This window comes from Butyricimonas synergistica DSM 23225 (genome assembly GCF_000379665.1).
Lineage (GTDB): Bacteria > Bacteroidota > Bacteroidia > Bacteroidales > Marinifilaceae > Butyricimonas > Butyricimonas synergistica.
On record NZ_KB903369.1, the window covers coordinates 142,474 to 169,091 of the forward strand.

Genomic DNA, 26,618 nt, shown 5'->3' on the forward strand with positions numbered 1-26,618 from the left:
AAAGCACAGTATCATGAAATATTGTATTATCATATGCATTCTTTTAGCGATGTACCAGCCCTCCCGGGCGCAACAGAGGTTGAATCTGCAACAGTGCCGGGCGATGGCTCTCGATTACAGCAAGCAGCTTGCTATCGCCGACCGGCAGAAGGAGCAGGCCGTGTGGATGAAGAAGGAGTACCGGGCGAATTACTATCCCCGCCTGTCTGCTTCGGGTATGTATTTTTATAACCAAAAAAAGCAGGAGTATAAACTGTCTGGGGGATACCTCCCGACTTACGTGCCGGATGCGGCGGGAAAGCTGCAACCGAACGTGATCGTGGGTGCCGATGGCAAGCCGGTCACGGGTGTCAATGGAACGCCTCTTTTCCACGAGTACGCTTTTCTCCCTGATATCCCGATCACGCTTTCGCTAAGGGGCGTATACATGGCGGGGGTACAACTGCAACAGCCGATCTTCATGGGCGGCAAGGTGCGGGCGGCACATCAGGCGGCGAAGTTCGGCGAGGAACTGGCGGACGAGAATGTCCGCCTCAACCGTTCGGAAGTGCTGGTGGAGCTGGAACAGGCTTACTGGCAATACGTCCGTGTGCAAGAGTTGGTCACGGTTGCCGAGAAGTACAAGGAAGTCACGAGTGAGCTGGTGAAGAATCTTGAAGATGCCCGTGCGGCGGGAATGGCTCCGTTGAATGACGTGTTGAAAGCACAGGTGAAGTATAACGATGCTTTGTTGCAATTACAACAAGCACGGCACGGTCAGACGTTGGCGGGGATGAACCTCTGCCGTTTGATCGGGTTGGAATTGAATACTCCCCTCGAATTGACCGATTCCCTCTCGGGCACTCTCTCGCCTGGCATCTTGTCCCTGCCCGTCGATCTCGCTCAGCGTCCCGATTACAATATGCTTGATAAGCAGGTGGAGATGAAGCGCAAGGAGGTCAACGTCACCCGTTCCGACTTCTTGCCTCAAGTAGGAGTCACAGCGGGGTATAGCTACGGGGGCGGGTTGAAACTCAACGGCGATGATTCCCATTCAGCCTCGTTCAGTGCCATGGCATCCGTCGAAATACCGATTTTTAACTGGGGAGAAGGGCGCAACAAGATACGGGTGGCAAAGGCAGAGGAGGAAATCTCCCGTCTGAACAAGGAGAAATTGGCGGAGATGATGCAACTGGAAATTTCTGGTAACCGCTTTAAGCTGACCGATGCCCAAACTCGGGTAAATCTTACCCGTTCGGCTTTGGCGCAGGCAGAGGAAAACTTGAAGGTTTCCCGTGACCAGTATGACGTCGGCATGGAAACTTTGACAAATCTCCTTGAAGCACAAGTACAATGGCAGCAAGCATGGAGCGACTGGGTCGATGCCAAAGCCGCTCTGCGGCTCAGCGAGGCGGAATATTTGAAATCAATCGGGAAACTAAACAATTGAAAATATTCCAGCTCCTCCTCTGTTTATAGAGGAGGTGGCACGGAGTGCCGGAGGAGTTCTTGCTATGATATTTAAAAACTCCCTCCCGGCTCCGCTGTACTCCCTCCATAAACAGAGGGAGAGCTGGATTACCAAACAGTTTTTAGTTCTTGCAAAGAAACTCATTTTCAATTCTCCATTTTCAATTATATAAACTAACACCATGAAAAACTTATTCCTATTATTAGCGTTATTGATTGTCGGGACTGCTGTGGCGCAGGTCAAGCGAATCAAGGGTACGGGCTACCTTCTGGTACAAGCACGGGATGCCAGCAAGCCTTTCACGAAGATTTCCGTGCAACAGGGTATCACCTTGTATTTGAAGCAAGGCAAGGAATTCGGGATCACGATAGAGGCGGATGACAATATCATCTCTCACGTGAAAACGGAGATAAAGAACGGGCAATTGAACGTTTTTCTCGACCCGAATGTGATTATCCGTAGTTTCACGGCGATGAACGTGTCCGTGGCAACTCCCGAGATCACCGGCCTTGATGTTTCATCGGCAGCACGCTTGATCGGTAGTTCTCCCTTGCGGGTGGACAAACTGGAACTCTCGGCTTCCGGTACGGCTGTCGTGAAGTTGGAAGTGGAAGGTAAGGAACTAGACGTGGAAGCCTCCAATGCGGCTAAACTGGAATTGAAAGGTGCCGTCGATCGTCTGGAACTCGAGATGTCTTCTTCTGCCACGTTGAAAGCATGGGATTTACGTGCTGCCGACTGCGAGGCGGAAATCAGCAATGCTGCCAAAGCAGAAGTGTACGTTTCCGGCACCCTCGGAGTCCAGTTATCCTCGGCCGGATTGCTCGTGTACGACGGTAACCCCCGTATCACGAAACAAGACGTTAGCGGTCGGGGAGCCCTTGCCAAGAAAAAGTGAAATGATTACTTTCCTTCCTCTTGATTTTCAAATAATACCACTGAATTGGCTTTCACACGCTCGGGGATGATCTGGCGGTATTTACTCGTGGACATACTTCTTGCGGGCATCGTTGCTTCTATTTTCCCGGGGATCATCTCGAGAACGACGGCGAGCAGTGGTTCCTTAGGATCGCCGAGGCTTTCCCGGTGGGGGAATGTTTCTGCTACAGGGATTTCGGGCACAATGCCGTTCCGCACGGATCTGCCCTCGCTATTCGTGTAAAGCAGGGAGATTAAAGATATATTCCATCCTTGCAAGTCGTTCTCGGGAGGAGTGAAGGTGATGCCTCCCATGTTTTTTCCGACGGTGGTTTCACCGATAACATGGACTTCCATGTAAGGTGACAGGGCGCTGATGAGCAGCTCGGAAGCTGATGCTGTCACCTTGCTGGTAATGACCCACAAGCGGGGCAGGTTGAGGCGGGCATCAGTAGGCACCGTTTTGTCGAAACGTTCTTCCATCATTTCCGGTGTATCCGCGTATTTCTTCTGGTAGGCGTCGTTCCACCTTTTGTGTATCAGTATTTCTTCGCTTTCCACTACTTCCTCCGGGGCGATTAGTGAGCATAAGCGCTTGACGGCGAGCATATACCCGCCCGTGTTGTAACGCAGGTCGAGGATAAGTTCCTCTATTCCTTGTTCTTTCAGTTTTTGGAACACGTCGTTTAATTGAAGTAACGAGGTTGCGTTCCGGTACACGAAATTGGAGTATGCCACGTAACCGACTTTTCGTTCGTCGTGAGTGATGACTCCGTATTCAAGGATGGGATTGATCGTGAAATTTTGTGCGGTCAGTTCGAGGGTTTTGTAAGGTTCCGACATTTCATCTTCGGACAGACCGATGGATAATGTGTTGTTGTAATAAAGGTCGGTATAATTTTCCGTGGTGATCTTTTTCCCGTTCATGCGGGTGATGATGTCACCGCGTTTTAGTCCTGCCTTTGCCGCTGGGGAATTGGAATACACGAAGTTAACCTCGGCAATGATGTATCCCCCGTCTTCCCAGAAGTTAAGGTTATACCCGAACCCGTTCTCGTTGCCACTGGCATCCGCAATTTCGCCCAGTCCCTGTGATTTCGTGATATGCGACCACGGGTCACCAGCGTATTTCATGTTGGCAAAGTAAGTCGCGGGGTCAAGGTCTGCCTCTATATTTTTGTCCTTGACCTCATCAGCCCAGAAATACTGGTCGGTCATCTTGTCCTTCGTGAACGTGTTGATACGCGTGTACGTGCCCGTGTAGGGCGAGGGCTTGACAGACGTGTCCTCGCAACTTGCGAGGAAGCCGATAAGTATCAAAAAGAAACAAATCCTGTACATAGTTTGTTGTTACAAATTACAAACTACAATATTACGGAATTTTTGTGAATTTCCATGCATGAGAAAAAGAGAAAGATGATCCATTTGGGATTTTAAATTTTAGATTTTAAATTCCAACCGTACAAGGCTATCGCTTATTCTGTGATTATATGATTTTCAATTGTAATGCATAATTATTCATCATAAGCCTTGGTTTGTATTTTCCAGTTTCTTATGCGTTGCATTAAGTGTTTGGAATACAATAAAATGCGATATATTGTAAAGTTGCATATAAAAAAAATAAGATAAATATTTGCTTCTACTAAATATTAATGCATATATTTGCAAAATCAAAGAATAAATATGCATATAGCGAAAACAAAAAATGATTTGAATGATTTAGATTAAATTGTACGAAAATGAAGATTGAAGTTTTAGTTGCGTCCGAGAAGCATCTGTCATACGTGACAGCGATAAATGACGCGATTGACAACGCCGCAAAGGCGCGTGGAACAGGTATAGCAAGGAGAACCAACGAGTACATCACCGGGAAAATCCGTGACGGTAAGGCGATCATCGCCCTAAACCGGGAGGAGTTCGTGGGATTCTGTTATATCGAATCGTGGGGACACCAGAAATTCGTGGCTAATTCCGGGTTGATCGTCGTGCCGGCGTACCGGGGATTGGGAGTGGCAAAGAGGATCAAGAAAGCCGCTTTCGATTTGTCGCGAAGGCGATTCCCGCAGGCGAAGTTGTTCGGGCTGACCACGGGCGAGCAGGTGATGAGAATCAATACTTCATTGGGATACGTGCCCGTCACTTTCGCCAAGTTGACCGACGACGAGGAGTTCTGGGCGGGTTGCAAGTCGTGCGTGAATTACGACATCCTGCAACGGACGAATATGACCAAATGCCTGTGCACCGGGATGATCTACGACCCGGAAGCACAAACCCGTTCTGGGGAAGTGCCGGGCGAAAGAGCGGGAAGTCTACCCGGGCGGATCATCAAACGGTTGCGTCGCGTGGTAAGCGTGATGTTAGCCGCTTTCAAGGCTCCCGGGAATCACCCCGGCGGGAAACAGGAGTACGGGGGTGTTGTTTGTCGTTTGTAAATAACAGGAAAATGAAAAAAGTAGTTTTAGCATACAGCGGGGGGCTGGATACCTCCTATTGTGTAAAATACCTGAGCGACGAGTTGGGGCTCGAGGTGTATACGGCACTAGCCAACACGGGTGGTTTTTCGCCCGGGGAGCTGGCAGCGATAGAAGAGAAAGCGTATGCCCTTGGGGCAATGCGGCATGTGACGCTGGACGTGACGGGCGAGTATTACGAGCGGTGTATCCGTTACATGGTGTACGGCAATGTCATGCGTAACAAGACGTATCCCGTTTCCGTGAGTTCCGAGCGGACGTTCCAAGCACTGGCGATCGTCCGTTACGCCAAAGAGATCGGTGCCGGCGCATTGGCTCACGGGAGTACAGGGGCAGGAAACGACCAAGTGCGTTTTGATCTTTGTTTCTCCGTGTTTGCGCCGGAGATGGAGATTATCACGCCGACTCGTGACCTGCGGTTGAGCCGGGAGGACGAGATCGCTTACTTGAAAGCGAAGGGCGTGGAACGGGACTGGACGAAACTGGCTTACTCCATAAACAAGGGACTTTGGGGAACTTCCGTCGGAGGGCGGGAAACCTTGACATCCGACCAGCCGTTGCCGGAAGAGGCTTATCCCTCGCCCTTGCAGCGGGAAGGGAAAGAAGAACTGATCCTCGCTTTCGAGCGGGGCGAGTTGAGTGCGGTGAACGGGACGGTGTATGCCGACAAGGTGGACGCCATACGTGCCGTGGAGGCGTTAGCCGCCCCGTGGGCGATCGGGCGGGACACGCACGTGGGTGACACGATCGTGGGAATCAAGGGACGCGTGGGCTTCGAGGCAGCCGCCCCACTGGTGATTATCAAGGCGCACGAGTTGTTGGAAAAACACACGTTGACGAAGTGGCAGATTTACTGGAAAGAACAGCTGGGAAACTGGTATGGAATGTTCCTCCACGAGGCGATGCATGGGGAATCGGTGATGCGGGATATTGAGGCATTTCTCGAACATTCGCAGCGTAACGTGTCGGGCGAGGTGCGAGTACTGATGCGCCCTTACCATTTCGACCTGCTGGGATGTAGTTCTCCATATGACTTGATGAATGCCTCGTTTGCCAGATACGGCGAAGAAAATAATGCGTGGACGGCAGAGGACGTGAAGGGGTTCACTCGAATACTCTCGATACCGCAGAGGATACATGGGGCAATGGAGAATTGAAAATTAATCAAGTGTATGATAAAAGTTGGAGTAGCGGGTGCTGCCGGATATACGGCGGGGGAGTTGATACGGATTCTCGTGAATCATCCTGCCGTGGAGTTGCAGTACTTGCAGAGTGAATCGCACGGGGGAGAGCCGGTGGGACGGGTACACCGGGATTTGGCGTACTCGGGGCTGGTGTTCTCGGGTTTGGATTTTGACGATATGGACGTGCTTTTCTTGTGTATGGGACACGGGATGTCTGCCCGTTTTCTCGCGGAAAACCGGATACCGTCTTTTGTGCGGGTGATCGATTTAAGTAATGATTTCCGCTTGCGGATATCGGCGGGTGATTTCGTGTACGGGTTGCCGGAGTTGAACCGGGAAAGAATAGCCCGGGCAAGAAATGTGGCAAACCCGGGGTGTTTTGCCACGGCAATAGAACTAGGCTTGTTGCCGTTGGCGAAGAGCGGTTTGTTGCCGGAGCGGATTACGGTCTTCGGTGTGACCGGTTCGACGGGAGCCGGGCAGCGACCAACGGAGGAAACGCATTACAGCAACCGGGCTCAGAACCTGTCCGTGTACAAGGTTTTTACCCACCAGCATTTGAGAGAAGTGCGGGAAGCTTTGCAGGCGGCGGGGGGAACGGCGGATATTGCTTTCGTGCCGATGCGGGGATGTCATACGCGGGGAATTATCGTGAATAGCGTGTTCCAGTGCGATGTCCCGTTAGGGAAGCTGAATGCCTTGTACCGTGAATACTACGAGAGCCACCCGTTCGTGACGGTGAGTGGCGAACCCGTGGCGATGAAACCCGTGGTGAACACGAACCATTGTTTTATCCACCTTGTGAAAGAAAATGATAATGTGCTGGTGACTTCGGTGATTGACAACTTGGTGAAAGGGGCTTCCGGGCAGGCAGTGCAGAATATGAACCTGATGTTCGGGTTGGATGAGGCGGAGGGATTGCACTTGAAGGCAAATTACTTTTAATACTTGCAGGATATGTTTGATGTATATGATTTAATGAATATAGAGCCTGTCCGGGCGGAGGGAATGTACTTCTGGGACAGGGAAGGCAACAAGTACCTGGACCTTTACGGGGGGCATGCCGTGATATCTATCGGTCACACGCATCCTCGTTACGTGGAGGGGATCTCGGGGCAATTGAGAAAGATAGGGTTTTACTCCAATTCCGTGCAGAATCCTTTACAGGAGGAATTGGAAGAAAAGTTAAAGAATCTTTCGGGGTGTACGGATTATAATTTGTTCCTGTGTAATAGCGGGGCGGAGGCAAACGAGAATGCCTTGAAACTAGCCTCGTTCGTGACGGGACGGTCGAAGGTACTTGCCATGCGGCGGTCATTCCACGGTCGGACAAGCGGGGCGGTGGCAGTGACGGATAACCCCGCTATACAGGCGTCTTGGAATGCGGGACACCCGGTGGCATTTATCCCGTTGAATGACGTGGAGGCTCTCGGTCGGGAATTGTCCGGCGGGGAGTATGCTGCCGTGATCGTGGAGGGCATACAGGGTGTGGGAGGAATCCGGGTGGCAGAGCCGGGCTTTTTGCAGGCTGCTCGTGAATATTGTGATCATCACGGGACGTTGCTTATCCTTGACGAGATACAATCCGGCTACGGGCGGAGCGGGCGTTTTTTTGCCCATCAGTATGCGGGGATAAAACCCGATATGATTACCGTGGCAAAGGGTATGGGAAATGGTTTTCCCGTGGCTGGAGTACTTATTCGTGAAACGATAGAGGCGAAGAAAGGAATGTTAGGTACTACGTTTGGAGGAAATCATTTGGCGTGTGCGGCGGCTATCGCCGTTTTGGACGTGATAGAAGATGAAAAGCTGATCGAGAATGCTGCTGTGATCGGGGAGTATTTGCTTGATAAAATAAAAGGATTGCCCGGGGTAATCGAAGTACGGGGGAAGGGGCTGATGATCGGGGTGGATATGGATATTCCGCACGTGATATTCCGTCGCCGCTTGCTGGCAAATTACCAGATTGTTACCGGGTATAGCGGGAAAAATACGCTCCGGCTGTTACCTCCGCTATGTATGGGAAAGGAAGAAGCGGATTATTTCGTGGAAAGACTTACATACAATTGAAAATGAAACGCTGTGTAATAAAAATAGGCGGGGTGCTTCTGGAAGATGGAGAACAACTTGAACGGTTGTGCCGGAAACTTACGGCAATAAAGACGCCTTTCGTGCTTGTTCACGGGGGAGGCGTGTTTGCCGGACAGCTGGCGAAGCAATTGGGAATTCCTTGCCGAATGGTTGACGGACGGCGGGTGACGGACGACAATATGCTGCGGGTGACGGTGATGGCATATGCCGGGTGGGTAAACAAGATTCTTGTAGCCCGGTTGCAATCGTTCGGGGTGAATGCTTGCGGGTTGTCGGGATGCGACATGGATATGGTGAGAGCGGAACGGAGAGTGCAGGAGGGATTGGAATGGGGGCACGTGGGAGATGTGGCACGTGTGAATACCGGGATGTTGGAGGCTCTGCTCGACCAGGATATTGTTCCGGTACTCTCGCCGATCACGTGTGACGGGCAGGGAGGCTTGCTGAATTCCAACGCGGACGGGATTGCTGCTGCGGTGGCAAAAGCATTGGCACGCCTCGGGGAGGTAGAATTGATTTATTGTTTTGACAAACGGGGTGTGTTGGCAGACGTGAACGATGACAAAACCGTGATCCCCGGCTTGACACCAGTAATGTACAAGGCTTTACGCCGGGAGAAACTGATACACGAGGGTATGATTCCTAAACTGGATTACGCTTTCAGTACGATACAGGCGGGTGTGAAATCCGTGCGGTTGCTGCATCCCGATGAATTGGATAATCCCGTGGCTGGAACCCGGATAACAGGAGAAGAATAATGGATGCGAAAGGAGCAATAGAACTGTTGAAACAGATCATATCCATCCCCTCGTTCAGCGGGGAGGAGGGACAGGTAGCGGATGTCATTGCCGGAGTGCTGCAAAGATATAGGTTCGACGTGCATCGTCAAGGTAATAACGTGTGGAGTCGTTCACGAGAATTCGATGCGGCGAAGCCCACGTTATTACTGGATGCACACTTGGACACGGTGCGACCGAACGGGGCATGGACAACTGACCCGTTTGCCCCGACGGTGCAGGACGGGAAATTATTCGGTCTGGGAAGTAACGACACGGGTGGAAGCATCGTGGCGATGCTGGCGGCTTTTATCAGCCTGAACGAAACCCCACAGGCTTACAATCTCGTGTACTTGGGGTCGGCAGAGGAAGAGAACACGGGAGCGGGGGGAATACAAAGCGTATTCCCGGAGTTGGGAAAGATTGATTTTGCTCTCGTGGGAGAACCTACCGGGATGCGTCCGGCGGTTGCCGAGAAAGGGCTTATGGTGCTGGACTGTCATGCCAGAGGGGTGACGGGACACGCCGCTAGGGAGGAAGGCGTGAATGCTATTTATGAGGCATTGGAAGATATAGAATGGTTCCGCACCTACCGTTTTGAGCGGGAGTCGGAACTGTTGGGAGCGGTAAAGATGAGCGTTACGGGGATTGAAGCGGGTACCGTGCACAACGTGGTGCCAGCCGTTTGCCGTTTCATGGTGGATATACGGGTAAATGAACTTTACACGAACTTACAAATACTTGATACCATCCGTCGCCACGTGAAATGCGAGGTGTCCCCCCGCTCTATCTCTCTCAACTCATCTTCGGTGTCGTTGGAATATCCGCTCGTGCGACGTTGTCGGCAACTAGGGTTGGAACCTTATGGTTCTCCCACGACTTCAAACCAGGCGGTTCTCCCTTGTCCTTCTTTGAAAATAGGTCCGGGAGATAGCGCCCGTTCACATACGGCAAATGAATATATCCGTTTGGACGAAATCGAGAAAGGCGTGGAAACGTTTATTCGATTATTAAACGGGGAAATAATTGAAAATCAAAATATCATGCGACTTTGGGATAAAGGATACGATATAGATGCTTTTACCGAATCATTCACGATCGGGAAAGACCGGGAATTAGATGTGATGTTGGCAAAAGCCGACGTCACGGGAAGTTTGGCACATTTGGAGATGCTGCACGCTATCGGGTTGGTGAGCGATGAGGAACACGGGCAATTGCGGGTGGCGTTAGTGAGCATTTACGAGCAAGTGGAAAGGGGAGAGTTCGTCATCGAGGAAGGAATCGAGGATGTGCACTCGCAGGTCGAGTTGATGCTGGTGAGGGAATGCGGTGATGCGGGAAAGAAGATTCACACGGGACGTTCTCGGAACGATCAGGTGTTGCTCGATTTGAAGTTATTTTCCCGGGAAGCTCTTTTCGAGATTCTTGAAAACATGAAACGTTTGTTCATGTTGCTGATACAGCGAGCGGGGGAAAGCCGGGATATACTATTGCCGGGGTACACTCATTTGCAGGTAGCGATGCCTTCGTCGTTCGGATTATGGTTCAGTGCCTATGCCGAATCGCTGGCAGATGATCTGTTAATGTTGAAAGCAGGGTACGACATGGTGAATTCCAACCCGCTCGGTTCGGGGGCAGGTTACGGTTCGTCAATTGCCTTGAATCGCGGAATGACGACCAGGTTACTCGGATTCCCCGATTTGGCGTATAACGTGGTGTACGCCCAGATGCAACGGGGAAAAATGGAAAAGAACGTGCTGTTCGGGTTAGCAACGGTGGCGACTACTTTAGGACGATTGGCTGCCGACGTTTGTTTGTTCGCTTGCGGGAACTTTGGTTTCGTGCACCTGCCGGACAAATACACGACCGGTTCGAGTATCATGCCCCACAAGAAAAATCCGGATATATTCGAGTTAATTCGGGCGAAATGCAACCGCTTGCAGGCATTGCCCACCCAGATGGCGATGATTTGCGGGAATCTCACTTCCGGCTATTTTCGGGATATGCAATTGACAAAAGAATTGTATTTGCCCGCTTTCGGGGAACTGAACGATTGCCTTTTCATGGCTCATCTCGTGTTGAAAGATATGGAACTCAAGCGGGATATACTTGATGATCCCTGCTACGGGTACATCTTCTCCGTGGAGGACGTGAACGGGATGGTGATAGCGGGAGTGCCTTTCCGGGAAGCCTACCGGGTGATTGGGGAACGGGTGCAACGAGGTGAGTATCATGCAGGGGTACGGGAAATACACCACACGCACGAGGGAAGCATCGGGAATCTTTGCTTGCATGAGATAACGGATAAGTTCAACCGGAGAATGACTGAGTGGGACATTTCTGCTGTGCGGGAAGCTGAAAAAAGATTGTTGACATTGTAGCTTTTTTCTACACTTTTTCCACACTATTCCCCATGAATTACGTTTCACGGGGAATAATGTTTTATATAATGTGCTGATAATAATGTATTTATATTAATACAAATCCATCCTCTTCTTCATGGCATACAATTCTCTATTATATAGGTAAAGGATTGAATGATAAAAAAGGAGGAATTATGGTAACGTACATATTTTTCATCGTAATGGCTGTTTCGGGGCTTTTATTGCCGCACTTTTTAGGTGATCCCGAACATAAAGCAGAACACTGATAGCTGGTTGCGTAAAGCAATTCTAAATACAACGACTAAGAGGGAATGGACGTGCGTCAAAGCCCGTCTGTTCGGAAGACAGGAGCTTTGTTCATAAGTAGGAGAATAGGAGAGAGAGAATTGCATTTGTTTAAAAAATGGTGTATCCGGGAGGATATACCATTTTCTTTTTCCTAAATAGCGTTAAAAACTTTTTTCTTTAGGCGATTAGGATTATTTTCGTGTGTAAAATAATCGACATATGGCAAAAATCTTAGTGGTAGACGATGATACGACTTTCTGTATCATGTTGAAGAACTGGTTAGGGAAAAGAGGATTTGAAGTGGAGAATGCGTTCTCGTACAAAGAAGCGGTGAAAAAACTAGACAAGGAAACATTTGACCTTGTGCTCACGGATTTGCGTTTGCCCGATAAGGATGGGATTGATTTGCTTCGGTTGATTAAAGAGAAAACCCCGGTGACACAGGTCTTGTTGATGACCGGGTATGCGGATATTCAGACTGCCGTAACGGCAATGAAACTGGGGGCATTCGATTATGTTGCCAAACCCGTTATTCCGGATGAAATTCTGAAGAAATTGCAGGAAGCGTTGAAGCTGGAAGTGGAGCCTGCTGCCAAGCCGGTTCCGGCGAAAGCCAAATCGACGACTTTCTCCTATATAAAAGGGGTAAGCGAGAGTGCCAGCCAGCAATACGAGTATATCCATCTGGTAGGACCTACCATGATGACCGTTTTGATTAACGGGGAAAGCGGTACGGGTAAGGAATATATCGCCCGTCTGATACATAACACGAGTGCCCGGAAAGACGGACCTTTCGTGGCAGTGGATTGCGGGGCTATCCCTCGCGATATTGCGACGAGTGAGCTTTTCGGACACGTGAAAGGTGCTTTCACGGGTGCGACTACCGATAAGCAAGGGTATTTCGTGACGGCTTCCGGGGGTACAATTTTCCTTGACGAGATCGGTAACTTGCCCTATGACGTGCAGGTACAATTGTTGCGTGCCTTGGAGGAACGGAAGGTTCACCCCGTGGGGAGTAGTGCGGATGTGCCTTTTGACGTGCGCATCATTTCTGCTACAAACGAGAATCTGAAAGAGGCTGTTGCCGACGGGCGTTTTCGGGAAGATTTATACCATCGCCTGAACGAATTTTCCATCTATGCCTTGCCTCTGCGGGAACGGAAAGATGATATTATGGTATTTGCCAATCATTTCCTCGATAAAGCAAACGAAGAGTTGGGCAAACAAGTAGCGGGCTTTGACGACGAGGTGATGCGGATATTTAATACTTACGCCTGGCCGGGAAACCTTCGGGAGTTAAGAAATATCGTGAAACGGGCGACATTGCTTTCCCAGGGAAAGCTGATCTCGAAGATGTGCTTGCCCCCGGAGTTATCGCAAAAGCCCGTTGAACAGGAAAAGCCGATGGGTACTCGCCGGGAAATGGAGATCGAATTGATTAAGGATGCCCTCCAAAAATGCCGGAACAACAAAAGCGAGGCAGCCCGAATGTTGCAGATCGACCGCAAGACTCTTTATAATAAGCTGAAGAGTTACGGGTTGGAGGATTTGTAGTCCATAAAGTCCCAACTCCCAAGTAACTGTATTACTTCATTGCCCGTCTGCACGACTTTGCTCACGGTTTCTACCACTTCAGCCTCTTCCGTTTGTTCCATATCCATTCTTTCAAGGAAAAGCAACAGGGGGATAACCTGGTGTATGGATAATTGGCGGAACATCGGGAGCATCTTGTGGGCGAGTTTCTTGACCTGTTCTATCTCATGCCGTTGCACGTGTTCTTCCAGTGTTTTGAAATTTTGGACGCAATCCGCAATAAACGACTGTATGATTTGATTCGCCGCAACCTTGTCATTATCGGCGAAGACCATGATCATACTTAAATCAAAAGGCGTATTCGTGTCGTGGGATTCTCCTTTCGCGGGAGTGATCTTAATGTCACATCCCAGTAACTCGTTCACTCGGGCGTAAAGCTGATCCGGCGTGAACGGCTTGTTCAGGTAAGCGGAAAAGCCTGCATCGAGATAGGCTTGTTCCTGCATATTGGCACGTGCCGATAAGGCTATGACGGGAAGGTGCTTTATCTTCTCCGAGTCAGATTGCCTGATTTGTTTCACCAGCTCGAAGCCGTCCATCCCGGGCATCTGAATGTCTGACAGGACGAGATCATAATCCCCCTTTTCGAGAAGGGACAATGCCTCTAGGGGTTGGGGGCAGGTATCGCTGTTGATACCCGCTTTATGCAGAAATTCCGAGTTGACGGTGAGTTGTAATTCGTCGTCGTCCACGAGGAATGCCTTCATGCCCTCGTGCATGACAGGAGTATCGGTCGCCGCCTGCACGGGAGTGACCTCCTGCGAGGGAGCTTTCACCAGAGGCAGTTTCACGGTAAAAGTACTGCCTTCCCCTTTCTTGCTGGTGAGGGTTAATTCCCCTCCCAATAGCTTCACCAGTTGCAACGTGATGGTGAGTCCCAGCCCCGTGCCTTCCGCCCCGTTGTTATGTTGTGGCGTCAATCGTGTAAATTCCTTGAAAATCAGTTCCTGTTCTTCTTCCGTCATGCCGGGTCCCGAGTCTTTAATCACGATCATAAGTTGCCCGTCTTTTCCACTTGGGCTGAAGGCGGAGAGGGAAACTTTTCCCTTTTGGGTATATTTGATCGCATTGGAAAGAATATTCACCACGATTTGGCGTATTTTCATCGGGTCGCCCGAGAAATGGCCGTTCAGGGCATTACTGATATCACTCCTTAGTTCCAGTCCTTTTTCCGCGGCTAAAGGTAGGAAGCTATCGGCAGTTTCTTGCAAAAGGCGACCGGGATCGTATGCCACGGTATTAATTTCCATCTTGTTGGCTTCCAGTTTGGAGAAATCCAGCAGGTCGTTCGCCAAGTGTAAAATATGTTCGGCAGACCCCTTCATGTTCCGGAGGAAATAATATTGGCGCTCTTCCAGCGGGGTATTGCTTAACAATTCAATGTACCCGATGATAGAACTCAAGGGCGATTTGATGTCGTGCGTGACAGTAAGCATCAACTTTTCCCGGTTATGGAGCAAACGTTCCGTGTAAGCGTTGGCGGCTTCCAATTCCCTTCTATATCGTTGGCTTTGACTGATATCGTTGATAATGAGAACAACAAAAAAGACCACGAGGAGGCAGGCAATGATGGCAACCCACGAGAGCGTGTGAGTCAGTTGATTGGTTGTCGCTTGTTGCTGTTCCAGACGAATCTGCGTGTTTTCGATTTCTTCCTTCTCGAGAGCTTTCAAGATGCGCTTTAAACGTTCCGTGATCTTCTGCCCGCTTTGGATAACGATTTGCTCTTGTTTGGAGATTCTGGCATCGATCTCCTCTTTCTGCTGTTGGTATTGGCTCCACGAGTCTCGGATAACATTCATGAGAGTATCCGTGTCATTGGACATCCCGAGCGTGTCGATAAAGTAATGATAGGTCGTGTCTACCCTTAAAATGGAATCCCTTTTGGTGCGTATCCCGAACCATCCTTTCTTTTCTTTAATGGTGATGCTGCTGTCTACCGTGGTCACCATCCGTGGGCGGATGTCGGGCACTTTGTTGATGGAGTCCTTCAGCCCCTCGATCTTTTCGACGGTCTTGTTATAGAAATCTTCGGGGATAGAGTATTTTTTAATGTAGAGTAGGTTTTTCAAGTTTTGAATCCGATCTGTCAGCAGGGCGTGGATCGTATCTATTCGTCTGTTTTGTTCTTCACTCACAGACAAGTATTTCAAGGTATCCATGTTGTGCCGGATACCTTGAATGAGTCGCATATACGTGTTGAGGTTTTTCTCCGAACCGGTTTGCGAGAAAGAGAGCCCGGTGTTCTCCGCCTCGTACAGTTTTGCCAGCGTATTCCCAATGATGAATAATTTCTGCTGCATGACAATTTCATCATTCTTCTTTTCCGTGAGGGTTATCGTTTGGTTGTAAATGAAAACAATGGCAATAACACCTAAAAGGAGTATCAGCATATACCCCGTTATCAGTTTGAACTTGGTAAATTTGAATGGTCTTTTCTGCATGGCTATCAGTTTGTACAAAGATATAAAATCTCCCGGTAATTCGAATCCGTAAAATGGGTATATATCAGAAACTTGCAGGAGCGACGAATATTTTGCAACTTTGTGCTTTGGGTAAAAACAAAACTCACTGTATTTCAGTGAGTTTTGTTTTTAGTGGTGATCCCCACGGGACTCGAACCCATATCAAAGGAACCGGAATCCTTCATTCTATCCATTGAACTAGGGGACCATATTTATCGGGTACAAAGCTAATCAATTTTTTAAAAAAAAGGGAGCATTTGCCCCCTTTTTTTAAATTATAATTGCTAAAGCATTATACTTTTTTCCGGGTGGCGTAACTGATACGGAGAGAATTTGCTTTACGCAATTCTTGTTTCACGTCGGTTACAATACCCATTTTGGTAAATTGATCAACTTTCAGGTTGTTGGTGATCATGTTACGATCTTCCTCTTTACGAGATTCTTGCTCTGCGGCAACGAAAGTACTGATTTCACTAACGTTGGAAAGTTTGTCATTCAATTGGATACGCGGTTCACTACCGTATATGCCAATGTACTGGTCTTTCGGTTTTCCGATATAGATATTACTAACCAAGGATTTCTTTTCCAGTTTAGTAAATTGTCTAGCCTCGGGCATACCGTTGTTGACCATAAGTGTCACTTCACGCATCGTGGTACTTACCATGAAGAAGAATAACAACATGAAAACGATGTCAGGTAGAGATGCTGTTGATATAGCAGGCACATCTTTCGAGCCTTCTTTTCTGAATTTAGCCATTACTTCTTTCCTCCTTTCTGTCCTACGTTCTTGGGTTCAGCTTCTGAGATTGCGGTAGGAATATACTTTCTTACTGCATCCATCTGCTCTTCCGTGAGTTCACTGTATTTCTTTCCCCATTGCTCCATGGCCTTCATATCTCTTACTTCATTATAAGCGGCTGTCAATTCGTCTTGAACAGCTATATACATTTTGTAAGATGTACCCCGGTCACTTTGCAACGAAACGATACCATTCGAAATCTCGACTTGTCCGAAGAAAGGAAGCTCTTTGATCTTCTTGCTCGGGAGGTCGGGTTTATTATCCTTGTTCAGGATAAATTCGATAGCCTTTGCCTTCAATTGGGAAATATCCATCAGTTCCGAGTTCACCGCCAATTGGTCTTCCTTGTTCACCATTACCTGTAAAACGTTACGTTTGGCAACGGGAGGAATTTGCACCATGTCTTCAGGCGGCATGGGCGGTAAACGTCTGAACAAACCGGAATCGACGTCCATTGTTGTTGATACCAAGAAGAAGATCAACAACAAGAATGCGATGTCCGCCGTTGAAGTGGCATTAATTTCCGGTGTCTTTTTTCTTGCCATATAATATTTTAATTATAATCTCCTTTCAGAGAAAACATTTATCTTACTCGTCTAATGATTTCCGTTACGATGATAGCCAATACAGCTCCGATCCCGAGGAAATACATGGTAAATAACATGGTATCGGCGAATTTCAAGGTACCTTCCACGTTATCCGGACCGTCATACCCGGGCAGTTTCATGATTGTTCCGTCAGACAAGGAGTAAGCTATCAAAACTAATAAACATATTCCAACAATGGCGATCAATGTTTTCAGCGCTTGTTTCGGGTTGGAGAATAATTTGACAACCGGGAAAGCAATGGCCGCGATAGCAGTGAGCGCCAGCAGTATATAAGCCCACCATATCAGTTCGTCAGTGTATACAGGCGATGGATATTGGGAATTCGGAAGTTCTCCCCCGAAGACAAATAACCCAATTAACACGACTGTAATGGCGAACATTACAATGGTCAGGATATTTAATAACTTGGTTACTTTAAGCATGATTAGTGTTTTTGGTTGTATTTCACAAGAATATCTAACAAGGTTACGGATGCGTCTTCCATATCGTTCACGATACTTTCAACTTTTGCAACACAGTAGTTGTAGAATACTTGAAGGATCATGGCAACGATCAAACCGGCAACCGTCGTGATCAATGCAACTTTGATACCTCCCGCAACCAATGACGGTTGGATATCACCTGCAGCCTGGATCTTATCGAAGGCGTCGATCATACCGATAACTGTTCCCAAGAATCCTAACATAGGAGCCAAAGCGATGAACAAGGCGATCCAAGACATCCCTTTCTCCAAAAGTCCCATCTGAACGGATCCGTAAGATACAACTGATTTCTCAACCATTTCGATACCTTGGTCATAACGGGACAATCCTTGATAGAAGATGCTTGCGATAGGACCTCTACTCGTGCGGCATACTTCTTTCGCTGCCTCAACTCCGCCGTTTTCCAGTGCGTCCTCAACGCTGGCAATTAATTTTTTCGTGTTTGTAGCTGCCAAGTTCAAGTAGATAACTCTCTCGATTGAGATGGCAAGACCGAAGATCAAAGCCAAGATAACGAAGCTCATGAACATGGCACCACCTTCGATGAATTTCTGTTTGATAACAGCGTGCAGGGAGGTACTTTCGATCTCTCCTTCATCTTCAAGAATGGTCGGGTCTGTGGTTGTCTCTTCGTCTTGATAAGTTTCGGTGGTCTCGGTCTGAGTCATTTCATCCTCTTGAGCCATTAGCGTAGATGATGCTCCAATAGAAAGCATTCCTAAAACTGCTATTAGTGCAAATAATTTTCTCATGATCAATTTAACTGATTTTTAGTTTATTAATAATTAAATTTTAACTCTATATTTTGTTTTAAGCTGTTATTTATTTCCATTTGCACCACCTTGAGTCCAAATCGGGCACCAAGGTATAAAAAAAATGTTAAAAGCCAATATATTTGGGAGATATTTCTCCTTTCAAGGCGTTATTTAAATATTTTTTTATTTCGTTAGGGTCTTTATATTTGCCCAGCACGTACATCATTTTACACGCTGCCGCTTCGGTCGTGATATCATGCCCGCTGATAACCCCGGCGTTAAGTAGTTCTCTACTTGTTTCATACTTACCCATTTCCACGCTGCCGCCCTGGCATTGGGTCACGTTGTATATGAAAATACCCTTGGATAAGGCTTCCTTCACTTTGTTAAGAAAAACTTTATTCGTGGGGGCGTTCCCCGACCCGTAAGTTTCCAGGATGATACCTTTTAATCCCGGTATTCCCGTCACGGCGTCTATTACTTCCGGGCGCATACCCGGGAATATTTTCAATATGGCAATATTCGTGTCCACGTCGCAGAACGCCTCGACGGGATTAACCCTCGGGTTGTAATCGATTGCGCTATAATCGTAATGAATATGAATCCCGATACTAGCCAACGGGGGATAGTTGTAAGACTGGAACGCGTCGAAGCTTTCGGCGTTAATCTTGGTCGTCCTGTTCCCCCGGAATAGTTTCGATCCGAACAGGATGCTCACTTCGGGCACGATCGCCTGCTCGTTGTCGTAAGCCGCGGCGATCTCGATGGCGGCGATCAGGTTCTCTTTCCCGTCCGTGCGAATTTTCCCGATAGGCAATTGCGAACCGGTGAAAACAACCGGTTTCGTCAGGTTGTTCAACATGAAACTCAGAGCCGAAGCCGAGTAAGCCATGGTATCCGTCCCGTGTAGGATCACGAATCCCCGGTAATCGTCATAGTTCTTCAGGATGATCTGGCACAAGTCTTTCCACAACTGTGGTTGCAAATCCGACGAGTCGATGATTTCCGGTAACGTGTAGCTATCGATCGTGAACCCGAATTCTTTGATTTCGGGAACTTCACAAGCTATCTGGTCGAAATTGAACGGGCATAATGCTCCGGTTTCGGGATCGTTCACCATTCCGATGGTTCCGCCAGTATATATGATCAACACGGGTTTTGTCATAAATCAATTTTTTTCTTTCACACTTTTGCTATGCAAATTAAATAAATTCCGTGCATTATTCGTTGTTATTTCCTGCACTTTTTTTGTGTCAATACCTCCAATTTCAGCAATTTTAGCAGCTATGCACGGAATATAACTACTTTCGTTCCGTTTTCCCCGGAAGGGAACGGGAGCGAGATAGGGGGCATCTGTCTCGAGGACAAGATGTTCTGTTCCTATTTTTTGCACGACTTCCGCCATGGAGGATTTCTTGAAGGTAACGACTCCCCCGATGCCTAACAGGAACCCGAGGTCGATAGCCCGCCGGGCGTCTTCCTCGTTGCCGGGAAAACAGTGGAGGATGCCTTTCATGTTGTAATGCTGCCTTTTCAACACGGCGAAGATTTCGGGAAGGGATTCCCTGGAATGGATGACCACGGGGAGGTCCATTTCCCGGGCGATATGCAATTGCCGCTCGAAAACGGCGATTTGCTCTTTATAATATGTCTTGTCCCAGTAGAGGTCGATCCCGCATTCCCCGATACCATATATAGGTATTTGCCCGAGCAGTTTTTCGAACGCCTTCATCTCTTCCCGGTAAGCGGCGTTGACCGAGGTCGGGTGGACTCCCAGCAAGGGGAACAAGTTGTTCGGGTATCGTTCGGCAAGAGCCAGCATGGATTGTCTAGTGGACTGGTCGATGTCCGGTAAAATAATATACCGCACATCGGCTTCAAAAGCCCGCTGCACGGCATCGTCCCGATCGTTGTCAAATTCTTCCGCGTAAATGTGCGAATGCGTATCTATGTACATACTATCTTTATCTTACGCGGCAAATATAATGATAAAAAGCGAGAATCAGCACGGGGTAACACGAGAACTATCCTATTCACGCTCATCACCTGAATGAATAAAGTAATACTTCCGTGTGAATTCCGGTGGAATAGTGTTAAAAAGATTGTTCATAAGCTTTAGTTATCCTTTATGAACGCTATTAATAATAGGGTTCGTATAGCGTTCGTATAGGGTTCGTATAGCGTTCATGACGTAATTAAACCGGAATTAATACGGGAATGTAATTGTATTGATACGAGTTATAGGTTTGATTAGTAGACGATTTGACCGTGTCGTGATGAAAAAGGCGAATCGTTTCGTGTATCTTGAAATATAAATTTTGTTCCTGATTTTTTTTGTAAAGTAATTTATTTAGTCGATTTTTTATAATTTTGTATTCAAATCATCCCGAAAAATAGCTGGAATGGGGTTATCTATCGAAAAAATCAGACAGGGTGACGAGCAGGCTTTCAGAGAGTTGTTCGATGCGTATTATCAGGCTTTGTGCGTGTTTGCCGCCACTTACCTGAGGGATGATACTTTGGCGGCGGATATCGTGCAGGAGTGCTTCGTGAAGTTTTGGCGTCGTCGAGCCGATTTGGATGATGCCTTTAATATAAAGTCTTTCCTTTACGCGATGGTGCGTAATCACTGCTTGAATTATATTCGGGATAACAAACTGATCCGGGAGGATTTATCCGTGGTGATGTCGGAGGAGTTTTACACGGAGACTTTAATCGAGGAGGAGGCATACAGGATGTTTTACGAGGCGGTGGATGCCCTTCCCGCGCAGACACGCCAAGTGATACAGTTGGCTCTGGACGGTCTGAAAAATTCCGAGATTGCGGAACGGCTGGGGGTAGCTGAGAGTTCCGTACACACGTTGAAAAAACTTGCTTACAAGAAGCTGCGCGTGGCGTTGAAGGAGTATTATTATCTGGTATTTGTATTTCTTTGTTGATTTTCTTTAAAAATTAAATCATTGTAAATCTGAAAGTTTTGTTTCGTTTGGAAAAATAAATGAAATAAAATAGATTTTGGGTTCCCCATGAAAATGGTTTTTTGTGTTATATAATTAGTGATGGGGCGGCTTTTTCAATAATGTGATGAGGTGAAGAATTTTAGAGTTAAATTATAAAGTAAAAAGAAAATGGATTAAATTTTAAAATTAAACACGGCAGATAAAGAGAGCAGGAAATGCCGGTAACATTTCCTGCCAGAATTATCCCCGTTAGGTCAGAGATAATTTATTAACGCATTTAGAAAACAAATTTATGGAAAAAAAGTCGATGTTCCCACGAGGTAATCTCGGGAAGTTTAAAAAGTTGTGGCTTATGATGAAGTGTACACTATTATTTGTTTTGTTGGGAATCACGAGCGTGAATGCATCCGTGTATTCTCAGGTTGGGCAACAAATTTCTATCTCGATGAAAGATTCTTATTTGAAGGATGTTTTATGGGAGATAGAGCGTCAAACAACTTTCGTGTTCATGTATAACCAGGAGGATTTGGATAAAGCCGGGAAGGTTAGCGTGAATGTCAAGGCTGCCGGTATCGAGGAGATTTTGAGGGCATGTTTGAAAGGGACGGGTTTGACTTACGTGATCGAGGATGCCGTGATCGTGTTGAAACCGGTGAAGGAGGACGAGAAGAAGAAAGAAATCCGTATTGCCGGTCGGGTGACGGACGAGGCAAAACAACCTTTGCCGGGGGTGACGGTGCGTGTCAAAGGTGTGAATCTCGGAACTGCCACGAATGCCGAGGGACGCTATTCGCTGGCGTTGCCGGAGATGAAGGAGGTGGTGTTGGTTTACACGTTCGTGGGCATGGTTACCCAAGAGGTGAAGTACACGGGCAAGGACACGATCAACGTGGTGATGAAGGAGGACCGGGTGAAGATGGACGAGGTGGTGGTGACCGGGTATATGAACGTGCGCAAGGAGAGTTTCACGGGAAATGCCACGACGGTGAGCAAGGATCAGTTGCTGAAGACGAATAACAAGAACGTGATTGCCGCCTTGCAGGCATTTGATCCTTCTTTCCGCATCAAGGAGAACAAGTTGTTCGGTTCAGACCCGAACTCGCTGCCAGAGTTCACGATTCGGGGCGAGGGGAGTATCGGTATGAACCGCGGTTTGGATATGGAGCAAGCCCGACGTTCACAGCGGACGAATTTGAAAGACAACCCGAATTTGCCTATATTTATTTTGGATGGTTTCGAGGTATCCGTGCAGAAGATTTACGATATGGATATGAACCGTATCGAGAGCATGACGATATTGAAAGATGCGGCAGCGACGGCAATGTACGGTTCGCGTGCAGCGAACGGCGTGGTGGTCGTGACTACGGTAGCCCCGAAGCCTGGTGAGTTGCGGGTGACTTATAATTTCAATGCCGGAGCGGAATTCCCTGATTTGTCGGATTACAATTTGTGTAATGCGTGGGAGAAAGTGGAAGTGGAACGGTTGTCAGGAAAATATATTGCGTCGGATGGTGATCCGGGGATGCAGTTGATCAAAGATATCGCTTACAATGATTTGGTGAATGAAGTGCGGAGAGGTGTGGAAACCGATTGGTTGGCACAGCCGTTGCAGAACGTGTTCAATCACACGCACAGTTTGAATGTTTCCGGTGGTGTGGAGAGTATCCGTTACAGCTTGGACTTGAATTACGGTACCCATAATGGGGCAATGATCGATTCTTACCGCGATAACATGGGCGTAGGTCTGAATTTGGATTACCGGAATAAGTCGTGGTTGCAAGTGATGAATTCCGTTACTTTTAACGTGACGAGAGCATCGGATTCCCCTTATGGCACATTCAGTTTGTACACGCAATTGCAACCCTATTGGGCGCCGTATTCGAATGACGGGGAGTTGTTGGAAACGTTGAAAGACGGGAAAACGGTTAATCCGTTGTATCGAGCCCGGGAATTAGGCAGTTATACCGGGAAAATGAGATTGAATGACTTGACGAATAATTTCAGTATCAATATTTATTTCACGGAAGCCTTTTCTTTTAAGGGGCAGCTTTCCATGACACGTTCCGATTCTGAAACGGAAAGTTTTAAGGATCCGAAAGACCCTTCTTACAAGACAATTTCCACGCGTGAAAGAGGTTCATTGTCGATTTCTTCCGATAAATCGTTTACCTGGAACACAAATGCGATGTTTTATTTCAATAAGTCTATAGGGGGGCATTTCATTAATGCCACTGCCGGATTGAATATCCAAGAATCGCACAATAAGACGACTTTATTGGAGTATCAGGGATTCCAATTGAGCAACCTGCATTCGCCGACTTACGCCGCGGAGCAAACCCGCAAAGCAAGCGTGTCCACAGATAAGAGCCGTTTGATCGGTATATTGGCATCTGCCAATTATTCATACGATAATATCTACCTGTTTGATGTTTCTTTCCGTATGGATGGTTCTTCTAAATTCGGGAAAGACAAACGTTTCGCTCCTTTTTGGTCATTTGGTGTCGGGGTGAACGTGCATAATTATTCGTGGTTGAAAGATCATTGGTTGGTCAGCACCTTGCGCGTGCGTGGAACTTACGGTGTAACCGGTAACGTGAATTTCCCGGCATATGCCGCTATCTCCACTTACCAGACTTCCGATAAGTGGTATTACAACACTCCGTCGAATACGTTGGTTGCGTTGGGTAACCCGAAGTTGACTTGGGAGAAAACGTATACGGTGGATGCCGGTTTCAATTTAGGTCTTCTGCATGACCGTTATGTCATCGAGGGGAACTATTACCGGAAAGAGACGAAAAATCAGTTGGAACAATTGTCAGTCAGAACCTCTTCTGGATTTTCAAGTTACTATACGAATGCGGGTTCGATCTTGAACGAAGGGTTCGAGTTCAAATTGAATGCCACGGTATTCCAAAATCGGGATTGGACGGTGGCGGTGAATGCTACTTTGGCTGCCAATAAAAATAAAATTACAAAGTTAGGACAAGAAGCAGAGAGATACAATCAAACCATCCAAGATTTCCACAATGGGAAAAGGCTAGAAGATGAGGCGGATTTGAGTGATGAGGATAAAGAGGCTCGTGGTGAGTTGTTCTATATCCCGTTGACCCAGTATTACGTGGGAGCATCGACGACGGCTATTTATGCCGTGCCTTCTTATGGGATTGATCCTTCTAACGGCAAGGAGTTGTTCCGCAAGAGAAACGGTCGGAGCACTTACGTGTGGGATGCAGCCGACGAGGTGGTAGTCGGGGATAAGAGCCCGGATGCACAAGGTTCTTTCGGTATCAATATCGCTTGGAAAGGATTTTACGTGAACACGACGTTCTTGTATCAATGGGGGGCGCAGGACTACAATGAAACACTCAAAAATAAGGTGGAAGAGGCTGATATCGATGGTAGCAACGTGGATCGACGCGTGTTGACGCAACGCTGGAAAAAGCCGGGAGATGTGGCTCCGTTCTTTGATTTGGCAAGAAGGGAGAAGACGCAACCGACTTCCCGTTTTGTGCAGGACAATAATTACTTGGCGTTTAGCGGCCTTTCTTGCGGATATGACTTCAGCCAAGAAAAGATACGTAAATATCGCTTGACTTCGCTGGGATTGCGATTTAACATGAATGATGTATGTCGTTGGTCGTCCATCAAGCAAGAGAGAGGAACAAGTTATCCTTATGCTAAAAATTACAGTTTCACGCTGACACTTGGTTTTTAAATTATTTAATGATTTAGGATATGAAAATATTTTTACAAATGATGCTTTTATTGTCCTTGCTGTCATTCAGTTCATGTAAGGATTGGTTGGATTTGCAACCGGAAGGACAGGCAACGAGTGACGACTTGTTTGCCACGGGCGACGGGTATCGTTCCGTCTTGGCGGGGATTTATCAGGCGATGGCGTCGAAGAACTTGTATGGTGTAGAGTTGCAGTTCGGGTTGGTGGATTGTATTTCGAGACAATATACGTGGAGTTGGAAATATAACATAGGAGGAGAATCTGATAACGTGTACAAGATTGCCCGGGAATACAATTATTATCACACGGACGTACGTTCCATGATTGATGCCATCTGGAAAGACGGTTTCAACGTGGTTGCCAACGCAAATAACTTGATTTTGAATCTGGAAAATGTTTCTTCAGATTTATTTGCGGGAGGTGAGCCGGAGCGGAAGATGATCTTGGGAGAGGCTTATGCTTGCCGGGCGTTGATGCACTTTGACTTGTTGCGTCTGTTTGCTCCCGCCCCCATACATGATGAGGGGGAACAACGTGTACCTTACGTGGAGGATTATCCTAATATTCAGCCGAACGGGATCGGCGTGAAGCCATTCTTGGAGAAGGTGATCCGGGATTTGAAAACGGCACGGGAATTGACGATGGAGTTTGATACTACAGCTTTGGGAATGAGTATGAGCGCATCCGGTAAATCCCGTTTTTACGGTGAGTTGGAGTACGGAATGGAGGGATACCAGAAAGAGGCAACGGTGGATGGCTTTTACCAGGGAAGAGGTTACCGTTTGAGTTACTATGCGATTACGGCTTTGTTAGCAAGGGTATATCAATATGCGGATATGCAAGAGGATGCCTTCCGCATGGCAAAGGAGGTTTTGGAATTCAAGGCGACGGGTCCCGGAGGAAGTTCGTACGATATGTTTTCCCGGGATGATTTTAACGGTATCCGTAGAAGTAATTACGAGGAAAAAACCGATTTGAAGAATGTGTCCGGCTTGATCTTTGCTATCTATAACGAAGAGGCGTATAATGATTACGGCTTGAGCAGCTTCTTCAGAAAGAAAGCGGACGGGAATAATCAAGGTAACTGGTTAATGCTTGATTTAGATAACCAGAATATTTTTCAACGACCGGACGGAACGATGGATGAGTCAAACGTGGATATTCGCTCCAGTTATTTGCTTTACAAGCCGGACGACCGGAATATATGGGGGAATTACAAGATATCCGCCAAGTGGTATTGCAGTGAAGATGCAAGTATCCGACGGGCAAATGTTCAGATATTGCCGGTGATCCGGGCGACGGAGATGCGTTATATCATGGCAGAGTACTACGCCAAGAAACAACAATTTGGAGAGGCTTATGATATATTGAATAATATTCGTCGGGATCGTTCGGATTGGGCAGAAGTGCAGGGACCGGATGGTGGATACCCGGATTGGGTGACGATGGAGGATTTGCCTGTCGCTTCGGATTATGCGACCTTCCAGCGGGATTTGATTCGCGATGCTCAACGGGAGTGGATTTCCGAGGGGCAATTATTCTACTTGTACAAACGTTTGGGGGCCAAGATATCTTTGAAGCCGGATGAAGTGCGTGAATTGAATAAATCGGAGTATATGTTGCCCGTGCCGGATAACCAAAATATGTAATCGTTAAAA

At 47.6% G+C, this 26,618-nt stretch carries 21 protein-coding genes, 1 tRNA gene and 1 pseudogene; 13 read left to right on the forward strand and 10 right to left on the reverse strand.

What is annotated here, in order from left to right; genetic code table 11:
* Positions 1-13 precede the first annotated feature (13 nt).
* Positions 14-1,429 (forward strand): TolC family protein, encoded by a 1,416-nt coding sequence (locus tag A3CY_RS0115985; RefSeq protein ID WP_026207757.1) that lies wholly within the window; start codon positions 14-16, stop codon positions 1,427-1,429.
* Here the strand turns inward: A3CY_RS0115985 and A3CY_RS0115990 are convergent.
* Complete coding sequence (locus tag A3CY_RS0115990; protein ID WP_026207758.1) at positions 1,418-1,633, reverse strand: hypothetical protein; 216 nt, start codon at positions 1,631-1,633, stop codon at positions 1,418-1,420. The genes A3CY_RS0115985 and A3CY_RS0115990 overlap by 12 nt on opposite strands.
* Between A3CY_RS0115990 and A3CY_RS0115995 the strand changes: the two genes are divergently transcribed.
* Positions 1,632-2,348 carry a head GIN domain-containing protein gene (locus tag A3CY_RS0115995; protein ID WP_026207759.1) on the forward strand — a complete coding sequence of 239 codons (717 nt, stop codon included), beginning with the start codon at positions 1,632-1,634 and terminating at the stop codon, positions 2,346-2,348. The two genes, A3CY_RS0115990 and A3CY_RS0115995, sit on opposite strands and share 2 nt — an antisense overlap.
* A gap of 5 nt (positions 2,349-2,353) precedes the next feature.
* Here the strand turns inward: A3CY_RS0115995 and A3CY_RS22225 are convergent, their stop codons facing one another.
* On the reverse strand, positions 2,354-3,709 hold the full coding sequence (locus A3CY_RS22225; protein WP_018338947.1) for a S41 family peptidase: 1,356 nt from the start codon (positions 3,707-3,709) through the stop codon (positions 2,354-2,356).
* Positions 3,710-4,107: 398 nt separating this feature from the next.
* Here A3CY_RS22225 and A3CY_RS21355 point away from each other — a divergent pair, with 398 nt between their 5' ends.
* The 8 genes and pseudogenes from A3CY_RS21355 (at position 4,108) to A3CY_RS0116035 (ending at position 13,116) form a co-directional block, all read left to right on the forward strand.
* Positions 4,108-4,800, forward strand: coding sequence for a GNAT family N-acetyltransferase (locus A3CY_RS21355; RefSeq protein ID WP_018338948.1), 693 nt, complete (start codon positions 4,108-4,110; stop codon positions 4,798-4,800).
* A gap of 11 nt (positions 4,801-4,811) precedes the next feature.
* Positions 4,812-5,996: an argininosuccinate synthase gene (locus A3CY_RS0116010; RefSeq protein ID WP_018338949.1), complete on the forward strand. Its 1,185-nt coding sequence runs from the start codon at positions 4,812-4,814 to the stop codon at positions 5,994-5,996.
* A 15-nt stretch (positions 5,997-6,011) separates the two neighbouring features.
* Positions 6,012-6,968 carry an N-acetyl-gamma-glutamyl-phosphate reductase gene (argC, locus tag A3CY_RS0116015; RefSeq protein ID WP_018338950.1) on the forward strand — a complete coding sequence of 319 codons (957 nt, stop codon included), beginning with the start codon at positions 6,012-6,014 and terminating at the stop codon, positions 6,966-6,968.
* Positions 6,969-6,980: 12 nt separating this feature from the next.
* Positions 6,981-8,093, forward strand: a complete 1,113-nt coding sequence (locus A3CY_RS0116020; RefSeq protein ID WP_018338951.1) for an aspartate aminotransferase family protein — start codon at positions 6,981-6,983, stop codon at positions 8,091-8,093.
* Positions 8,090-8,872, forward strand: a complete 783-nt coding sequence (gene argB / locus A3CY_RS0116025) for an acetylglutamate kinase (protein ID WP_026207761.1) — start codon at positions 8,090-8,092, stop codon at positions 8,870-8,872. Before A3CY_RS0116020 ends, argB begins: the two co-directional genes overlap by 4 nt.
* Positions 8,872-9,891 (forward strand): annotated as a pseudogene (locus A3CY_RS23135) (M20 family metallo-hydrolase); the annotation flags it as partial. The gene argB and the pseudogene A3CY_RS23135, both read left to right, overlap by 1 nt.
* A gap of 42 nt (positions 9,892-9,933) precedes the next feature.
* The gene (gene argH, locus A3CY_RS23140) at positions 9,934-11,271 is read left to right on the forward strand and encodes an argininosuccinate lyase (protein WP_026207762.1); all 1,338 of its coding nucleotides are present in this window, start codon (positions 9,934-9,936) and stop codon (positions 11,269-11,271) included.
* A 510-nt stretch (positions 11,272-11,781) separates the two neighbouring features.
* A complete protein-coding gene (locus A3CY_RS0116035) occupies positions 11,782-13,116 on the forward strand; it encodes a sigma-54-dependent transcriptional regulator (protein ID WP_018338954.1) in 1,335 nt (444 codons plus the stop codon).
* Here A3CY_RS0116035 and A3CY_RS0116040 read toward each other — a convergent pair.
* The 8 genes from A3CY_RS0116040 to A3CY_RS0116075 form a co-directional block, all read right to left on the reverse strand.
* A complete protein-coding gene (locus A3CY_RS0116040; RefSeq protein WP_018338955.1) occupies positions 13,095-15,599 on the reverse strand; it encodes an ATP-binding protein in 2,505 nt (834 codons plus the stop codon). The genes A3CY_RS0116035 and A3CY_RS0116040 overlap by 22 nt on opposite strands.
* Positions 15,600-15,753: 154 nt before the next feature.
* Positions 15,754-15,828 (reverse strand) — tRNA-Arg (locus A3CY_RS0116045).
* Positions 15,829-15,912: 84 nt separating this feature from the next.
* Complete coding sequence (locus tag A3CY_RS0116050; RefSeq protein ID WP_018338956.1) at positions 15,913-16,377, reverse strand: ExbD/TolR family protein; 465 nt, start codon at positions 16,375-16,377, stop codon at positions 15,913-15,915.
* Positions 16,377-16,964, reverse strand: a complete 588-nt coding sequence (locus A3CY_RS0116055; RefSeq protein ID WP_018338957.1) for an ExbD/TolR family protein — start codon at positions 16,962-16,964, stop codon at positions 16,377-16,379. The genes A3CY_RS0116050 and A3CY_RS0116055 overlap by 1 nt, the downstream gene beginning before the upstream one ends.
* 38 nt (positions 16,965-17,002) lie before the next feature.
* Positions 17,003-17,449: a hypothetical protein gene (locus tag A3CY_RS0116060; protein ID WP_018338958.1), complete on the reverse strand. Its 447-nt coding sequence runs from the start codon at positions 17,447-17,449 to the stop codon at positions 17,003-17,005.
* 2 nt (positions 17,450-17,451) lie between these two features.
* Complete coding sequence (locus A3CY_RS0116065) at positions 17,452-18,261, reverse strand: MotA/TolQ/ExbB proton channel family protein (protein ID WP_026207764.1); 810 nt, start codon at positions 18,259-18,261, stop codon at positions 17,452-17,454.
* Between the two features lie 127 nt (positions 18,262-18,388).
* The gene (locus tag A3CY_RS0116070; RefSeq protein WP_018338960.1) at positions 18,389-19,429 is read right to left on the reverse strand and encodes an asparaginase; all 1,041 of its coding nucleotides are present in this window, start codon (positions 19,427-19,429) and stop codon (positions 18,389-18,391) included.
* A gap of 3 nt (positions 19,430-19,432) precedes the next feature.
* Positions 19,433-20,221, reverse strand: coding sequence for a TatD family hydrolase (locus tag A3CY_RS0116075; RefSeq protein ID WP_018338961.1), 789 nt, complete (start codon positions 20,219-20,221; stop codon positions 19,433-19,435).
* A gap of 445 nt (positions 20,222-20,666) precedes the next feature.
* Here A3CY_RS0116075 and A3CY_RS0116080 point away from each other — a divergent pair, with 445 nt between their 5' ends.
* The 3 genes from A3CY_RS0116080 to A3CY_RS0116090 all read left to right on the forward strand — a co-directional run bounded on the left by A3CY_RS0116080 (position 20,667) and on the right by A3CY_RS0116090 (position 26,609).
* On the forward strand, positions 20,667-21,203 hold the full coding sequence (locus A3CY_RS0116080; RefSeq protein ID WP_018338962.1) for an RNA polymerase sigma factor: 537 nt from the start codon (positions 20,667-20,669) through the stop codon (positions 21,201-21,203).
* A gap of 373 nt (positions 21,204-21,576) precedes the next feature.
* Positions 21,577-24,939, forward strand: a complete 3,363-nt coding sequence (locus tag A3CY_RS0116085) for a SusC/RagA family TonB-linked outer membrane protein (RefSeq protein WP_051082749.1) — start codon at positions 21,577-21,579, stop codon at positions 24,937-24,939.
* 20 nt (positions 24,940-24,959) lie between these two features.
* Positions 24,960-26,609, forward strand: coding sequence for a RagB/SusD family nutrient uptake outer membrane protein (locus A3CY_RS0116090; RefSeq protein ID WP_026207765.1), 1,650 nt, complete (start codon positions 24,960-24,962; stop codon positions 26,607-26,609).
* The last annotated feature ends 9 nt before the right edge of the window (positions 26,610-26,618 follow it).

Bases quoted from the DNA above. Each gene is read 5' to 3' on its own strand.
- A3CY_RS0115985 (WP_026207757.1), top strand. From the start codon at position 14: ATGAAATATTGTATTATCATATGCATTCTTTTAGCGATGTACCAGCCC.
- A3CY_RS0115995 (WP_026207759.1), top strand. From the start codon at position 1,632: ATGAAAAACTTATTCCTATTATTAGCGTTATTGATTGTCGGGACTGCT.
- A3CY_RS0115990 (WP_026207758.1), bottom strand. From the start codon at position 1,633: ATGGTGTTAGTTTATATAATTGAAAATGGAGAATTGAAAATGAGTTTC.
- A3CY_RS22225 (WP_018338947.1), bottom strand. From the start codon at position 3,709: ATGTACAGGATTTGTTTCTTTTTGATACTTATCGGCTTCCTCGCAAGT.
- A3CY_RS21355 (WP_018338948.1), top strand. From the start codon at position 4,108: ATGAAGATTGAAGTTTTAGTTGCGTCCGAGAAGCATCTGTCATACGTG.
- A3CY_RS0116010 (WP_018338949.1), top strand. From the start codon at position 4,812: ATGAAAAAAGTAGTTTTAGCATACAGCGGGGGGCTGGATACCTCCTAT.
- argC (WP_018338950.1), top strand. From the start codon at position 6,012: ATGATAAAAGTTGGAGTAGCGGGTGCTGCCGGATATACGGCGGGGGAG.
- A3CY_RS0116020 (WP_018338951.1), top strand. From the start codon at position 6,981: ATGTTTGATGTATATGATTTAATGAATATAGAGCCTGTCCGGGCGGAG.
- argH (WP_026207762.1), top strand. From the start codon at position 9,934: ATGCGACTTTGGGATAAAGGATACGATATAGATGCTTTTACCGAATCA.
- A3CY_RS0116035 (WP_018338954.1), top strand. From the start codon at position 11,782: ATGGCAAAAATCTTAGTGGTAGACGATGATACGACTTTCTGTATCATG.
- A3CY_RS0116040 (WP_018338955.1), bottom strand. From the start codon at position 15,599: ATGCAGAAAAGACCATTCAAATTTACCAAGTTCAAACTGATAACGGGG.
- A3CY_RS0116050 (WP_018338956.1), bottom strand. From the start codon at position 16,377: ATGGCTAAATTCAGAAAAGAAGGCTCGAAAGATGTGCCTGCTATATCA.
- A3CY_RS0116055 (WP_018338957.1), bottom strand. From the start codon at position 16,964: ATGGCAAGAAAAAAGACACCGGAAATTAATGCCACTTCAACGGCGGAC.
- A3CY_RS0116060 (WP_018338958.1), bottom strand. From the start codon at position 17,449: ATGCTTAAAGTAACCAAGTTATTAAATATCCTGACCATTGTAATGTTC.
- A3CY_RS0116065 (WP_026207764.1), bottom strand. From the start codon at position 18,261: ATGAGAAAATTATTTGCACTAATAGCAGTTTTAGGAATGCTTTCTATT.
- A3CY_RS0116070 (WP_018338960.1), bottom strand. From the start codon at position 19,429: ATGACAAAACCCGTGTTGATCATATATACTGGCGGAACCATCGGAATG.
- A3CY_RS0116075 (WP_018338961.1), bottom strand. From the start codon at position 20,221: ATGTACATAGATACGCATTCGCACATTTACGCGGAAGAATTTGACAAC.
- A3CY_RS0116080 (WP_018338962.1), top strand. From the start codon at position 20,667: ATGGGGTTATCTATCGAAAAAATCAGACAGGGTGACGAGCAGGCTTTC.
- A3CY_RS0116085 (WP_051082749.1), top strand. From the start codon at position 21,577: ATGATGAAGTGTACACTATTATTTGTTTTGTTGGGAATCACGAGCGTG.
- A3CY_RS0116090 (WP_026207765.1), top strand. From the start codon at position 24,960: ATGAAAATATTTTTACAAATGATGCTTTTATTGTCCTTGCTGTCATTC.